Origin of the sequence: Clostridium sp. AM33-3 (assembly GCF_003480315.1) — a bacterium.
In the GTDB taxonomy this organism is placed as follows: Bacteria; Bacillota; Clostridia; order Lachnospirales; family Lachnospiraceae; genus Brotaphodocola.
The window spans coordinates 1-14,240 of sequence record NZ_QUIV01000005.1; the positions used below are offsets into that span (position 1 = coordinate 1).

Sequence of the window (14,240 nt, forward strand, 5' to 3'; positions counted from 1 at the left end):
ACTGAGTAATTTTATCTTACATCAGTTTGGAGGTTTACACAAACTTTGGGATACTCCCTAATGTCGTTCCACCTCCTCGTCATTTATATAGTTATCTCCTACTTTCATGGGAATGATCACGTCCTTACTATCTTATGACATAAGCATAGCAACATTTTTCGGACATGACAAGGTGAAAGCAAAAACTCCCGGCCATTTTCTGACCGAGAGTTTCTTTTTATTTTTCAGTTTCAAATTTTTCTTTTTTGCGCAAGCTAATCATTTCCCCGATTTTCTGATATTCAGTACGGGATTCGTCCCAGGCCTTTTTGAAATCCGGATCCGTTTTTCTCAGCATTTCGATTTGCTCTGACACATTTGTTTTTCTAAATGGCATATTTGATTTTCCCTCTACTTCTCCAGGCCGCCCAGGACTCGCTTGAAAACCTTGAAATTCATATCATTCTGCGGCGGACAATAAACAGCAAACTCCACAGTTTCAAATGCATGCAGATAATCCGCAATTACTTCCTTAGCAGCTCTTGCAACTACTTCCGGCTTATTTTGGTATGCTCCGCACCCAAAAGCGCCGAGAATCACGACTTCCGCATCATTCAGAACCGCTACATCCAGAATCCTGGACAGTCTCTTCTTATGGATTTCCAAAAGTTCCTTATCAGTGATTTTTACTGTAGGAGTGACATTGTTTCGGATATCATGGAAACTTTTCTTTACGCGTAGATCCGGAGCCGCGCAGGTAATTACATCCACATCATACCATGCAGCTTCATCCATCAGTTGTGGCTTTGCTGTATCCGTTTTAAAAACAGTCACGGCAGGCGTATAGATGATATCTGCAGTACCTATCGGATTTTTCGCTTTTCTGTGCGGGCTATAAAAGCCCTTCTCCAGTTCCGGTACACTCAGACAGAAATACAGTCCAGAGCATCTGCAAAGACACTCTTCCTGCGCACCAGCTCCCCTAAGCACTCCTCCGCCTGGCTTATATGGCGATGCAAAGCTGTGCACAGCTACTTTCTGCCCGGCATAGCCAGAAGCCGCCTCGAAAGTCCGCTTTGTGGATACTACTACTTTTGCTTCATCAGAAAAGTGCTTCTTATCCACAACTGGCAGTTTCTCGCTTTCCAGAATCAATTTCTGATTCTTCACTGACTCTGCAACAGAAGCTTTCAGCTTTTCATTCTTTTCGCACAGCCTTTTCGTATCTTCAAAAATCTCCACATTTTCGTATGTGTTCATTAATCTTCTCCGTCCCTTCTCTTTTGTGTATGGGTCTATTTTTAGCAAATATTTGATGAGAAGGGATTCAACCGGCAGTTGAATTTATACGAATAGATAGAACAGTGACTTTATTTTCTTGTTTAGTCAGTATAAAAAGCAGCTTTTGGCTGTACAAAATCAGTTCTGGCCCACTTCATCAATTCTCAACATCAACTTGTACACCGCTGAAAAATGGCTTAGAATAAGGCTTTCTGGCACTTTCAGCACCCATTTTTACTATACAATTTAGTGTACAATTTTTTGAGGAACAGGTGTACAACTGTACAAATTTTGCCAGTGGATAAAGTCTTTTAATTTTTTACGCGCGATGGGTTATAAAACGGACATCAAGTTTGTTAAAAATTGTACTATACAACTTTTGTACAACAACTGTACAAAAATAAATATCTGGCTGCAATATTCCGCACTAAGTTATGATATCTATTCTATACTATCTATCACAGCGAAAATTGCAAAGGAAAAGCCCGGGAACCCGCATAAATGCTAGATTCCCGGACTTATAATATTCCTTATCAAGTTCTACTAAGCTGTCAGTTTTAAAGGTTCAGAAAATGCGAAATTCGCATTAGTTACCCATCTGCTTTGCAACTTCCTCTGCAAAGTTCTCCTCTTTCTTCTCAAGACCCTCACCAGTCTCGAAACGAACAAAGCCCTTAACAGTGATGTTTGCACCGTTCTCTTTTGCAACCTGAGCTACGTACTGAGCTACGGACTGCTTGCCATCCTCTGCCTTTACGTAGGTCTGGTCTAACAGGCAGATCTCTTTCATCTCTTTGTTGATACGGCCCTGGATCATGCCCTGGATTACCTTCTCCGGCTTGGAAGCTTCCTTCGGATCGTTCTGGATCTGAGCCATCAGGATGCTCTTCTCGTGCTCGATGAACTCTGCGCTAACCTCGTCACGGCTGGTGTATTTCGGATTCAGAGCTGCGATCTGCATAGCGATGTTCTTGCCCATCTCTTTTACAGCATCGTTTACAACACTGGTCTCAACGTCAACCAGAACGCCGATTCTGCCGCCAGCGTGGATGTAGGATACAACAACACCGTTCTCCTCTACAACCTGTTTGAAACGACGGATGTTCATGTTCTCGCCGATGATGGAGATCTGGGAAGACAGAGCCTCTTTTACGGTCAGGCTCTCGTCTGCTGCCCACTTCTCAGCCATGAAGGTATCCATGTCTGCTGCGGTGGTAGTCAGAGCCTGTGCTGCAACCTGTGCAACGTAAGCCTGGAATTTTGCATTCTTTGCAACGAAGTCGGTCTCAGCATTAACCTCAACAACAACTGCCTTCTTCTCGTCCTCGGTCATAGCGGTTGCTACGATACCCTCAGCTGCGATACGGCCTGCCTTCTTCTCTGCGCCGGCAAGTCCTTTCTCTCTTAAGAACTCTACTGCCTTGTCCATATCACCGTCGGTAGCTGCAAGAGCTTTCTTGCAATCCATCATACCTGCACCGGTCATTTCTCTTAACTCTTTTACCATTGCTGCGGTAACTGCCATTGTTAATTCCCTCCATTTTATATTTTGTTTTTATTTTCTTTTACAAACAAAAATGCTCCAACCTGCCGCATAAGCTGCAGGTCGAAGCACCTTATTTCTCGATTAAGCCTCGGTGGTCTCCTCTGCCTCAGCAAAGTCAGCCTGAGCCTCACCCTGGTTTGCCTCGATTACTGCATCTGCCATCTTAGCCACGATTAATTTAACGGCTCTGATTGCATCGTCGTTACCCGGGATTACGTAGTCAAGCTCTTCCGGATCACAGTTGGTATCAGCGATACCAATTAACGGAATACCCAGAGTATGAGCCTCCTGTACGCAGATTCTCTCTTTCTTCGGATCTACGATGAAGATAGCATCCGGCAGTTTCTTCATCTCTTTGATACCGCCAAGGTTCTTCTCCAGCTTCTCCCACTCTTTCTTGATCTCGATAACTTCCTTCTTCGGCAGTACATCGAAAGTACCGTCCTCAGCCATGGTCTCGATTGCTTTCAGTCTTGCGATACGGCTCTGAATGGTCTTGAAGTTGGTCAGCATACCACCTAACCATCTCTCGTTTACATAGAACATTCCGCAACGCTCAGCCTCAGTCTTGATTGCATCCTGTGCCTGCTTCTTGGTACCAACGAAAAGGATGGTGCCGCCGTTTGCAGCGATATCAGATACTGCATTGTAAGCCTCGTCTACCTTACCTACAGATTTCTGTAAGTCGATGATGTAGATACCGTTACGCTCGGTGTAGATGTACGGAGCCATTTTCGGGTTCCATCTTCTGGTCTGATGTCCGAAATGAACACCTGCCTCTAACAGCTGCTTCATAGAAATAACGCTCATGTTTGTTTCCTCCATTTGGTTTTTTACTTCCGTCTGCGTCTCGCACTTCCTCTGGGACCATAAGGCACCACCATCAGAATCAGCAGACGTGTTTTTTGTCAGCCCCACTAGCATACCATAACTGTCAGAGTTTGACAAGGGCTTTTTCTTTGAAATCTGCCTGAAATTTGCCATGGCACATTCTTTTTTATAGTTCGCGTATCGGAAACAAAAAAGGAAGAGGCAGATTCTGCATCTGTTTCTTCCTTTTCTATATGCTATATTCTCATGACCCGCTATTTGGATGTTTTGATGTTCTTCAGTTCATCAAAGACTACATCGTTCAGTACCTTGATGTAAGTTCCCTTCATGCCGGAAGATCTTGACTCAATAACACCGGCACTCTCGAACTTGCGGAGTGCATTTACGATAACGGAGCGGGTGATCCCCACACGGTCCGCGATTTTACTTGCTACCAGAATTCCCTCGTTTCCATCCAGTTCCTCAAAAATATGGGTAATGGCTTCCAGTTCGGAGAAGGATAAGGTACTGATGGCTGATTTGACGATCTGGACTTTTCGGGTCTCTTCCGCGTTTTCCTCATTTACGGAACGCATCATCTCCAGTCCGACTACCGTGGTACCGTATTCGCTTAAGATGATGTCGTCGATGTCATACTGTTCATCGCATTTATAAATGAATAAGGTGCCCAGGCGCTCACCCGCAATGTCGATCGGAGTAATGATGGCCTGATACTTCTTTACGTTCTCCTCTGCGAAGCCCAGTGTCGCAAGGTTGACGTTCTCTTTTGTGGAGAGGATGCTGAGCAGGCGCTCATTCAGCATACGGTCTACAAAACCGCCCACCTGATCCTCAATCAATTCCTCAATTTCATCGACTCCGGGACAAAGACCTACGCCGAGAACCTTTCCTTTCTTACTGATCACCAAAATATTGGATAACAGGATCTCGCTCAGGACTTTACAAATGTCGTTGAATACCACTTTATGGGAATTGTTATTATGCAGTAACTTATTGATTTTTCTGGTCTTATCAAGAAGCTGTACACTCATTTCAAAAAACCTCCTCAATTAATTGATATTCGCTTCCACAACCTTCTCCAATATCTAAATATTAGCACGATTTCGAATGAATAACAAGAGTTTTTTGAAATTTTCAATTAATTTAATCATTCGGCTGTTTTTCTTTGATATTTGTTGTATAACCGCACTGTTCATTGGAACAGAGGAGCTTGCTGCCCTTCTCTACCATGTAGCTGCCGCATTTCGGGCAACGCTCAGCAGATGGCTTCTGCCAGGACATGAAATCACACTCCGGATTATTCTCACAGCCGTAATAACGTCTTCCCTTCTTGGTCTTCTTGATAACAATATCTTTTCCGCACTTCGGACATGCTACTCCGATCTTCTCCAGATACGGCTTGGTGTTCTTGCAGTCCGGGAATCCCGGGCAGGCCAGGAATTTGCCGTGTGGGCCGTATTTGACTACCATATTCCGTCCACATACATCGCAGATGACATCGGATACTTCGTCCGCGATCTTCACGGACTCCAGCGTCTTCTCTGCGGTTGCCACAGCCTGATCCAGATCCGGGTAGAAATTCTCGATGATGGTCTTCCACTTCACGGTTCCGTCTGCGACCTTATCCAGCAAAAGCTCCATATTTGCGGTAAAGCTCAGATCCACAATGCTCGGGAAGCACTTCTTCATAATGCCGTTGACTGCCTCACCAAGCTCCGTAACATACAGGTTCTTGTTTTCTTTGGTCACATAGCGTCTCGCCAGGATCGTTGTAATGGTCGGTGCGTAGGTACTCGGACGTCCAATGCCCTGTTCCTCCATGGCCTTAACCAGGGATGCCTCCGTATAATGCGCCGGCGGCTGGGTAAAATGCTGGCTCGGCTTTAACTCCGAAAGAGTCAGCACATCGCCGGCTTCCAGCTTGCCAAGAAGCGCGTTGCCTGTCTCCTTGTCATCTTCCTGCACATAGACGGACATAAAGCCGTCGAAGGACAATTTGGATGCTGACAGGGTAAAGATATAATTTCCTGCCATCACCTTCACGGAGGTCGTCGTATACACTGCCGGCTGCATGCGGCTTGCGGTGAAACGTTTCCAGATCAGCTGGTATAAGCGGAACTGGTCACGCTGCAGGGAGTCCTTGACCATGGTCGGGGTCCGGGTAATGTCAGTCGGACGGATAGCCTCATGCGCGTCCTGGATCTTTCCGGTGGATTTCTTGGTCTGATCCTGCTGCAGCACATAGTCCGCGCCGAAGGTGTGCTCCACATAAGCACGTGCTGCCGCGTCGGCCTCGTCCGCGATCCGGGTGGAATCCGTACGCAGGTAGGTGATCAGGCCCACGGTGCCCTGTCCCTTGACATCCACGCCCTCGTACAACTGCTGGGCGATCCTCATGGTCTTCTGAGTGGAGAAATTCAGCACCTTGGAGGCTTCCTGCTGCAGGGTACTGGTGGTGAACGGGATCGGCGGCTTCTTGCTGCGCTCTCCGTACTTTACATCTTCCACCACATAATCCTTTCCCTCCAGCTCGGCCAGGATCTGGTCCAGCTCGTCTTTTTTATGAATGGCGATTTTTTCGTCACGCGTGCCGTAAAACTTTGCATTTAAGGTTTTTTTGCTTCCCTTCTGGGAAAAATCTGCCTCAAGGTTCCAGTATTCCTCCGGGATGAAGGCCTCAATCTCGGCTTCGCGGTCGCAGATCATACGGAGTGCCACTGACTGTACACGTCCGGCACTCAAGCCACGCTTTACTTTGGCCCATAACAGCGGGCTGATGCGGTAACCCACCATACGGTCCAGCATACGGCGTGTCTGCTGCGCATCAACCAGATGCATATCAATCGTGCGCGGTGCTTTTAAAGACGCCTTTACCGCATTTTTCGTGATCTCATTAAAGCTGATCCGGTAAACCTTTTTATCCTTTGCCTCATCCAGCTTCAGCGCTTTCATCAGGTGCCAGGAAATGGCCTCTCCCTCACGGTCCGGGTCCGTTGCGAGATAGATCTTGTCTGCTTTCTTCACTTCTTTTCGAAGCTTTGCCAGAATATCTCCTTTTCCGCGAATCGTAATATATTTTGGTTCATAATCATGCTCAGCGTCAAATCCGAGGCTGCTCTTTGGTAAATCTCTCACATGTCCGTTGGAAGCATCCACTTCATAGGTGGAGCCAAGGAATTTCTTAATGGTCTTAACCTTGGCCGGTGACTCCACAATCACTAAATTATTTGCCATAACTACTCCTAATACCGGATCTCTCAAAACCGTTCTGACGGCTTTCAGATCTTTTTTCCATAATAATGATTCGCTGTGCGAAACACATAGCCCTGCAGCTCCAGCTCCAGCAAAATCCCCATACATTCGCTGATGCTCATCCTACACCGGTCCGAAATTTCTTCCAGATGTTTCGCCTTGAAATCTAGGCAAGCATACACCATTTTTTCTGGCTTTGCAAGTGCATTTGCATTTTTTTCATGAATAATTAACCTTTTCTCGCACTTTACACCCAGGTATTCCAGGATATCATTTGGTGAAATTGCCATATGTGCCCCCTGCTGGATCAGTCGGTTGCAGCCCCCGCTTAAGTGATCCGTAATTCTTCCCGGCACGGCAAATATTTCTTTTCCCTGTTCCAGTCCCAGCTCTGCCGTGATCAGGGAACCGCTTTTCTCTTTCGCCTCCACCACCAGAACAGCGTCCGAAAGTCCGCTGATGATACGGTTGCGCATCGGAAAATGCATCGGAATCGGCCCGGAATCCAGCGGAAATTCAGAGATAATACCTCCATGCGTAAGCATTTGTCCATACAGCTTATAATGTGCCGAAGGATAACAGATATTTACGCCGCAGCCTAAAATCCCATAGGTATCTGCTCCTGCCTTTAAGGCGCCCTGATGAGCCGCGCCGTCAATCCCAATGGCAAGACCGCTGATGATCTGTACCCTCTCCTTTGCAAGCATCTCCGCAAATGCAGATGCCAGCTGGCTCCCATATTCCGAGCATCCGCGGGCTCCTACCACTGCCACCGCCGGAAGCTTTGGATCCGGCAGCTTTCCGCGCACATAAAGTGCCATCGGATAGCCATGGATATGTAAAAGCCGCTCCGGATATTCCGGATCAAGAGGCGTAACAAAACGGATTTTTCGCTCTGCTAGCTTTTCGTACTCCTCCAGATATTCTGACCATCTCTTTTTCCCCTCACAGAATGCCTTAAGCTGGGCTTCCCTCAGGATACCACTCTCCCTGATCGCTGTTTCTTCTATATTAAATAGGTTTGAATAACCCCCAAAATATTCTCCAAGGGAACAGATCGATACTGCACCAAGCTGCTGAATCTGATTCAGGCAGAAAAGCATGCGCCGTTCCTGCTCCATGTTAGTTTGGTACGTCATCTGCCACCTCCTTTCCCCAGTATCGCTCCTGCAGATCGCGGTAGCCTGCCGCCTCCCTAAGATGCGTCCGGTCAATCCGCTCCTTTCCTTCCAGATCTGCCAGGGTACGCGCCACCTTTAAAATCTTATGGCACCCTCTGGCACTTAAACCAAGTCTTGAAAAGATCTGCTGCAAAAATGCTTCATCATCCTCCCGCAGGCTGCAGAAATGACGGATCTGGCGGATTCTCATCTCACTGTTCGTATAGATTCCACTGTCTGCGTAGCGGAGCTTCTGAATCTGGCGCGCGCGCACAATGCGATCCCGCATATCCGCGGAAGACTCATTGTTCTGTTCTGTACGAATATCACGATAGGTCACCGGCGCTGCTTCCGCGCAGATATCAATGCGGTCTAAAAGCGGACGGGAAATCCGCCCAAGATAACGCCTCACCTGCTGCGGCGTGCAGCTGCACCGGGAGCGGTCCGGATAATATCCGCATGGGCAGGGGTTTAAGGCTGCCACCAGCATGAAATGTGCCGGGAACGTAAAGCTGCTGTTCACACGGGATACCGTCACACAATGCTCCTCCAGTGGCTGACGCAAAATTTCCAGTGTCTTTTTTTCAAACTCTGCCAGCTCGTCAAGAAACAGGACACCACGGGATGCCAGAGAGATTTCTCCCGGTTTTGGCCAGATGCCGCCTCCGGTCAGCGCCTGTGCGCTGATGGTGTGGTGGGGTGACCGGTATGGCCTTGTTCCGATCAATGCATGGCCTTGCGGCAGCATCCCGCAAATGCTGTATACCTTTGATACCTCCAGCTGTTCCTCCCTGGACAGCTCGGGCATAATGGTCGGAATCCGTCTGGCCATCATGCTCTTGCCGCTTCCCGGCGGGCCGATGTAGAGAAGATTGTGTCCGCCTGCTACCGCAACCTCCGTTGCGCGCCGCATAAATTTCTGTCCGTTTACCTCAGAAAAATCCACGTGATAAGCTGTTTGACAGTCCATACCGGCTGACACACGCTCTGCACAGATTGCATCCGGTTCATTTAAAAGTTCTACCACCTCCTGCAGATTCCGGATTTTTACAATCTCCATGCAATCCGCAGCAACTCCCTCTGCCACATTCTCTTCCGGAAGAAAGCAGCGCCTGAGTCCTGTCTCTGCCATGGCAAGCACCATGGAAAGCACACCGCGCACCGGCTTGATCTTTCCATCCAGTCCCAGCTCGCCGAGAAAACCCGTATGCTTTAATTCCGGCTGCATGACAATCCCATATGCCGCCAGAACCGCAACGGCTACCGGCAGATCACAGGCAGTGCCTTCTTTTCTTACATTTGCCGGAGACAGATTCACTGTGATCTTTTTCGACGACAGATGATAGCCGGAATTTCGCATAGCAGTACGCACCCGTTCCTCAGCCTCTTTTACCTCCGATGCCAGGGATCCTACCATATAGAAACCAGGCAGACCATTGCTGACATCCGCCTCAACCTGAACCACGTAGCCATCTATCCCCCGCAGTCCTCCACTGTATACTTTGCTGAACAAAAATAAAAACTCCTTTCCTTTTCCTCTGTATTTGTAGCTTCACTATATCCATGGAAAAGAAAAAGAACCAGATTATTTTACCGCAAAATTCGGCAGCATCCGGCATGCAGCATGATCTGAGGGCAGGACGGCGCAGGCATTTGTCTGACAAAAAGAATGTCCGGTGACATTCATGCCACCGGACATTCTTTTTGCTTTTATCTGTTTTATTTAAGATTACAGCGGAAGGATTCCAAGCATTACTGCAAACAGCATGCAGAGAATGGAGAAAATCCATACATAACCGAAGGATGCCTTGATGTGATCCTTGATATCCACATCTGCCAGACCAATACCAAGCAGGGTTGCCGGTACCATCGGGCTGATGAAGGTTGCACAGTTACGGCACACAACCATAGCCACTGCGATCGGGAACGCCTCAACACCAAAGGATGCGCCGATTGCGATCATAACCGGAAGCATTCCGTAGAAGTAGGAGTCGGTATCGAAGCAAAGTGCTAACGGTACGGACAGGATACCAATTACCAGAGGCAGATGCTGGCCCAGCGCTGCCGGAAGGATCATGGAAATGATACCAGCCATGTTGGATACTACAGAGGTCTTCATCATCTCAACACCCGGCTTTGCAATGACTGCTGCACCGTCTGCGTTGAAACCATATACCAGAACACCCATCAGAACTGCTGCGCCCATGAGAGTTGAGCACATCATCAGCGCCGGGCCTGCATGACGGTTGATCATCTTTTTCTGCATTTTGATCGGAGTGTAGTTTACCAGAAGTGCTGCCGCTACGCCCAGCATGAACGGGAAGTAGCTCGGGAACTGATCCCATACTAACATTGCGATTACTGCGATTGTTAAGCAGATATTGAATGCGAACAGCTTCGGTCTTGCATACTCATTTTCATCAGCCTGATGCTGAGCCTCTTCTGCTGCCTCCTCTGCACTGGACTGCTGTGCCAGCTTACCATTCAGGCCTGCACCTCTCTTCTTCTCCTGGATACCTGCGAATACTGCATGTGCCAGACAGAGAATGATACCAAAAATCTGGATCGGGATCAGTCTGCCCCAGAGCTGTCCAGCCTCCATACCCAGTACAGATGCCGCACGCATGGTCGGGCCTGCCCAAGGCATCAGGTTTAAAACACCCATTGCCAGAACCGCTACACGAAGCAGTGTGGTTTGTCTCATGTGCATCTTCTTATAGACCGGAAGCATAGCCGGAACTACGATCAGGAAGGTGGAAGCTCCGCCGCCATCCAGATGACCGATCAGGGCGATCAGGGCTGTCATAACGGTTACACCGATGACATTATCGCCAACGTGTTTCATCAGCTTGTTGATGATGACATCAAACATACCGGCATCCGTCATGATACCGAAGAACAGAACTGAGAATACAAACAGTGCTGCGGTCGGGCCTGTGCTCTTAAAGCCGCCCTTGATCAGATCGCCGATCTGCTCGATGGAATAGTATCCGCCCGCTACCAGGATCAGAGCCAGGATGGACGGAAAGATGATGAATGCCATACTCGGCATGGTTTTACTCTTGAACAGTGTTACTACTAAAGCAACGATACAGGCAAAGCCTAAAATACCTACTACTAATTCTGACATATAATTACCCCTATGTTATGTGTAAGTGTTGTTTTGTTACCGGTCCGGCCAGAGATTCCCGGCTCTGTCCGGACCCAAAAGCGCTTATCCTGCGGAATCAGCTTCCTGCCTCATCCGCTTTTGCATAAAATCAATCCCGGAACTCGTACTCCTTGATCTCGCGAACAACATCAAGTACGGTACCGTCACGGCTCTCGATGATACCAACCACGCGATCACCAAACTGTACCGGATCCGGCTCGCCTACGATGGAGTATGCCTTGTCACGCAGCTCCTCGATGGTGCAGAACGGAAGCTTCACGTCCTTCATGCACTCGATCAGATCCTGTCTGCGCGGGTTGATCGCGATGCCGTAATCGGTGATGACAACATCTACGGTCTCGCCCGGAGTGGTTACGGTGGTTACATTGGTACAGATAGCCGGGATTCTTCCCTGCAGAAGCGGAGCAATGACGATGGTGCACTTTGCTCCTGCTGCGGTATCCGGATGACCGCCCTGTGCTCCAGTGATCATGCCGTCAGAGCCTACAACCACGTTGCAGTTGAAGTTTACATCGACCTCAAGGGAAGCCAGGATCACGAAGTCCAGCTTATTGACATAAGCGCCCTTGTTGAACGGATCTGCATACTCAGATGCGGAGATCTCGATGTGGTTCGGATTGGTCTTGATGGACTCAATGGCACCCATATCAAAATCCTGAGTATCTACGATCTTGTCAATGAGACCCTTTGCAAGCAGGTTGCACATCGGAGTGGTGATACCGCCGAGGCCAAGTCCCATCTTAATGCCGCGCTCTTCCATGATCTTTCCAAGAGAGATGGTGGATGCGATGGACGCGCCGCCGACACCGGTCTGATAGGAGAAGCCATCCTTAAAGTACGGAGTGTTGATCACGAACTGGGTGCAGTAATCTGCCATCATGATCTTACGGACATCGGTGGTCGGTTTTGCTGCGCCGGTTGCGATCTTGGCCGGATTGCCGATCTCATCTACTACGCAGACAAAATCTACCTGGGTCATGGAGATGCTTGCCGGGATGTTCGGGAACGGAACGAGACAGTCAGTGATCGCCACGACTCTGTCTGCGTACTGAGCGTCTACCATAGCGTAGGATAAAACGCCGCAGTCGCTCTTTCCGCCGTTTGCTCTCATGTTGCCGTACTCATCGCAGGTCGGTGCTCCGATGAATGCGATGTCGATATGAACCTCACCGGACTCGATGGCTCTTACACGGCCGCCGTGAGAACGCATGATGGCGATGTCTCTTAATTTACCGGTGGAAATTGCCTCACCGATCTTACCGCGTACGCCGGAAGACTGGATTCCAACGATGGTGCCGTCCTCAATGTACGGAACAATGGCATCGTTTGCCTTACCAAGGGAGCTCGCGCAGATGGTGATGCCCTTGATACCCATCTTGTGGATCTCGTCCATAACCATATTTACCACATAGTCACCCTCACGGAAGTGATGGTGGAAAGAAATGGTCATGCCATCTTTGATCTCACACTTCACCAGTGCCTCGTGAATGTTCTCCACGATCTTGCTTCTGTTCGGGTCCATCATGGCATGAGCCTTCGGAGCTGCTTTCTTATACTCGTGATTGTCGTAAGCGTAAGCGCCCTTGAATGCTTCCTTACCGGTTGCCTTTAATACCTCTTCCGGGATTTCTCTTCCTACTGCATTGATCATCTTATAAATCCCCCTCATATACGCCTGATGCTTTTGCCAGGGCAATTGTTCTCTTTGCTCCATCGTAGAATGCGATATCGATCATCTTGCCGTCTACGGTAAATACGCCGATACCCTGTGCCTTCTTCTCATCAATCTCTTTTACAACCTTCTCTGCGAAGATGATTTCCTTCTGGGTCGGGGTAAATACCTTATGAACAACATCGATCTGACGCGGGTTTACGAGGGATTTTCCATCGAAGCCCATCATCTTGATCATCCTGACCTCTTCTTCAAACACGTCCATAGCATCCAGGTTGGTGAATACGGTATCCCAGCACTGTACACCGGCTGCTCTTGCAGCGATGATCATCTGCTGTCTTGCGCCCTGCAGCTCTACACCGGTTCCGGTAATCACGGTCTGCAGATCCTTGGTGTAGTCACCGCCGGAAAGAGCAATACCGATCAGACGGTCAGAAGACTTACAAACCTCAAGGGCATTTAAGACACCCTTGCAGGACTCCAGAGCTGCCATTAACAGAGTGGAGCCTTCCGGTCTTCCGAACTCTCTCTCAGCTGCCAGCACATGCTCCTCTACGGTATGTACATCCTGTGCGGTCTCGGTCTTTGCGATACGGATGGTATCAGCACCACCAGCCACGCAGACGCGGATATCTTCTTTCCAGTGCGGGGTGTCCAGTCCGTTGATGCGGACAACACGCTCAACTCCGCGGTAATCGATCTCCTGCAGTGCATGGTACAGGGAATATCTTGCTGCATCTTTCTGGTTCTCTGCCACTGCATCCTCCAGATCTAGCATGATGGAATCCGGTCTGTAGATGTACGGATCCTTGATCAGTCCCGGCTTCTGGCAGTTTAAGAACATCATTGAACGTCTCAGTCTTTTTTTATTCGGATGGCTCATTATTTAATTACACCTCCCCATGGAAGATTCTCAGTGATATCGTTGGAACGGTATACTGCGCACTCAACACGTGCCTTTAAGGTGCAGTCCAGAGCACCCTTGTCCACTACAGTCACCTTTGCGTCTTTTACATCAAGACGGTTTAAGGTCTCAAGGACAGTTGCTTTGATCTGCTTTCCAAACTGGTGAATCACACTGCTCTCGATGGAAAGCTCAACCGAACCATTTCCCGGCTCTACGGTAACCTGGGCATCGCTGGATTCCAGAGTGCCTGCCATGGCAGCTTTCTTTACTTCCATTTTCTTCCTCCTTTTGTCCGAAGACAATCAATACTTCTTCGCCGAATGTTTTTGCTATCACACACCGGTTTTTTGTTCATCCACAGTGTATCACCCGAGGTACAATCTTTCAAATACTTAAATTATTATAGTGTACATAAGCCTTTCTCTATATCTTTTCCGTAT

General features: G+C 48.6%; 12 protein-coding genes. All 12 read right to left on the minus strand.

The window, feature by feature from the left end; genetic code table 11:
* Window positions 1-217: 217 nt before the first annotated feature.
* Window positions 218-376 carry a hypothetical protein gene (locus DW819_RS15580; RefSeq protein WP_182432560.1) on the minus strand — a complete coding sequence of 53 codons (159 nt, stop codon included), beginning with the start codon at window positions 374-376 and terminating at the stop codon, window positions 218-220.
* A 14-nt stretch (window positions 377-390) separates the two neighbouring features.
* Window positions 391-1,239 carry a TIGR02452 family protein gene (locus DW819_RS03960; RefSeq protein WP_118732179.1) on the minus strand — a complete coding sequence of 283 codons (849 nt, stop codon included), beginning with the start codon at window positions 1,237-1,239 and terminating at the stop codon, window positions 391-393.
* A gap of 607 nt (window positions 1,240-1,846) precedes the next feature.
* A complete protein-coding gene (tsf, locus tag DW819_RS03965) occupies window positions 1,847-2,785 on the minus strand; it encodes a translation elongation factor Ts (RefSeq protein WP_118732180.1) in 939 nt (312 codons plus the stop codon).
* Between the two features lie 102 nt (window positions 2,786-2,887).
* Window positions 2,888-3,616, minus strand: a complete 729-nt coding sequence (rpsB, locus tag DW819_RS03970; RefSeq protein WP_147522587.1) for a 30S ribosomal protein S2 — start codon at window positions 3,614-3,616, stop codon at window positions 2,888-2,890.
* A gap of 275 nt (window positions 3,617-3,891) precedes the next feature.
* Window positions 3,892-4,668 (minus strand): GTP-sensing pleiotropic transcriptional regulator CodY, encoded by a 777-nt coding sequence (gene codY / locus DW819_RS03975; RefSeq protein ID WP_118732181.1) that lies wholly within the window; start codon window positions 4,666-4,668, stop codon window positions 3,892-3,894.
* A gap of 112 nt (window positions 4,669-4,780) precedes the next feature.
* Complete coding sequence (gene topA / locus DW819_RS03980; protein ID WP_118732182.1) at window positions 4,781-6,871, minus strand: type I DNA topoisomerase; 2,091 nt, start codon at window positions 6,869-6,871, stop codon at window positions 4,781-4,783.
* A 44-nt stretch (window positions 6,872-6,915) separates the two neighbouring features.
* Window positions 6,916-8,028 (minus strand): DNA-processing protein DprA, encoded by a 1,113-nt coding sequence (gene dprA, locus DW819_RS03985; RefSeq protein WP_243025558.1) that lies wholly within the window; start codon window positions 8,026-8,028, stop codon window positions 6,916-6,918.
* Complete coding sequence (locus DW819_RS03990) at window positions 8,012-9,562, minus strand: YifB family Mg chelatase-like AAA ATPase (protein WP_118732184.1); 1,551 nt, start codon at window positions 9,560-9,562, stop codon at window positions 8,012-8,014. The genes dprA and DW819_RS03990 overlap by 17 nt, the downstream gene beginning before the upstream one ends.
* A gap of 216 nt (window positions 9,563-9,778) precedes the next feature.
* Window positions 9,779-11,179 carry a citrate:proton symporter gene (locus DW819_RS03995; protein ID WP_118732185.1) on the minus strand — a complete coding sequence of 467 codons (1,401 nt, stop codon included), beginning with the start codon at window positions 11,177-11,179 and terminating at the stop codon, window positions 9,779-9,781.
* A gap of 130 nt (window positions 11,180-11,309) precedes the next feature.
* Window positions 11,310-12,872, minus strand: coding sequence for a citrate lyase subunit alpha (citF, locus tag DW819_RS04000; RefSeq protein ID WP_118732186.1), 1,563 nt, complete (start codon window positions 12,870-12,872; stop codon window positions 11,310-11,312).
* A gap of 1 nt (window position 12,873) precedes the next feature.
* Window positions 12,874-13,776 (minus strand): aldolase/citrate lyase family protein, encoded by a 903-nt coding sequence (locus DW819_RS04005; protein WP_118732187.1) that lies wholly within the window; start codon window positions 13,774-13,776, stop codon window positions 12,874-12,876.
* Window positions 13,776-14,075, minus strand: a complete 300-nt coding sequence (gene citD, locus DW819_RS04010) for a citrate lyase acyl carrier protein (RefSeq protein WP_118732188.1) — start codon at window positions 14,073-14,075, stop codon at window positions 13,776-13,778. Before citD ends, DW819_RS04005 begins: the two co-directional genes overlap by 1 nt.
* Window positions 14,076-14,240 lie beyond the last annotated feature (165 nt).

Coding starts and splice junctions, on each gene's coding strand:
- DW819_RS04005 (WP_118732187.1), bottom strand. CDS start 13,776: ATGAGCCATCCGAATAAAAAAAGACTGAGACGTTCAATGATGTTCTTA.
- tsf (WP_118732180.1), bottom strand. CDS start 2,785: ATGGCAGTTACCGCAGCAATGGTAAAAGAGTTAAGAGAAATGACCGGT.
- DW819_RS03960 (WP_118732179.1), bottom strand. CDS start 1,239: ATGAACACATACGAAAATGTGGAGATTTTTGAAGATACGAAAAGGCTG.
- topA (WP_118732182.1), bottom strand. CDS start 6,871: ATGGCAAATAATTTAGTGATTGTGGAGTCACCGGCCAAGGTTAAGACC.
- DW819_RS03995 (WP_118732185.1), bottom strand. CDS start 11,179: ATGTCAGAATTAGTAGTAGGTATTTTAGGCTTTGCCTGTATCGTTGCT.
- citF (WP_118732186.1), bottom strand. CDS start 12,872: ATGATCAATGCAGTAGGAAGAGAAATCCCGGAAGAGGTATTAAAGGCA.
- citD (WP_118732188.1), bottom strand. CDS start 14,075: ATGGAAGTAAAGAAAGCTGCCATGGCAGGCACTCTGGAATCCAGCGAT.
- DW819_RS15580 (WP_182432560.1), bottom strand. CDS start 376: ATGCCATTTAGAAAAACAAATGTGTCAGAGCAAATCGAAATGCTGAGA.
- rpsB (WP_147522587.1), bottom strand. CDS start 3,616: ATGAGCGTTATTTCTATGAAGCAGCTGTTAGAGGCAGGTGTTCATTTC.
- codY (WP_118732181.1), bottom strand. CDS start 4,668: ATGAGTGTACAGCTTCTTGATAAGACCAGAAAAATCAATAAGTTACTG.
- dprA (WP_243025558.1), bottom strand. CDS start 8,028: ATGACGTACCAAACTAACATGGAGCAGGAACGGCGCATGCTTTTCTGC.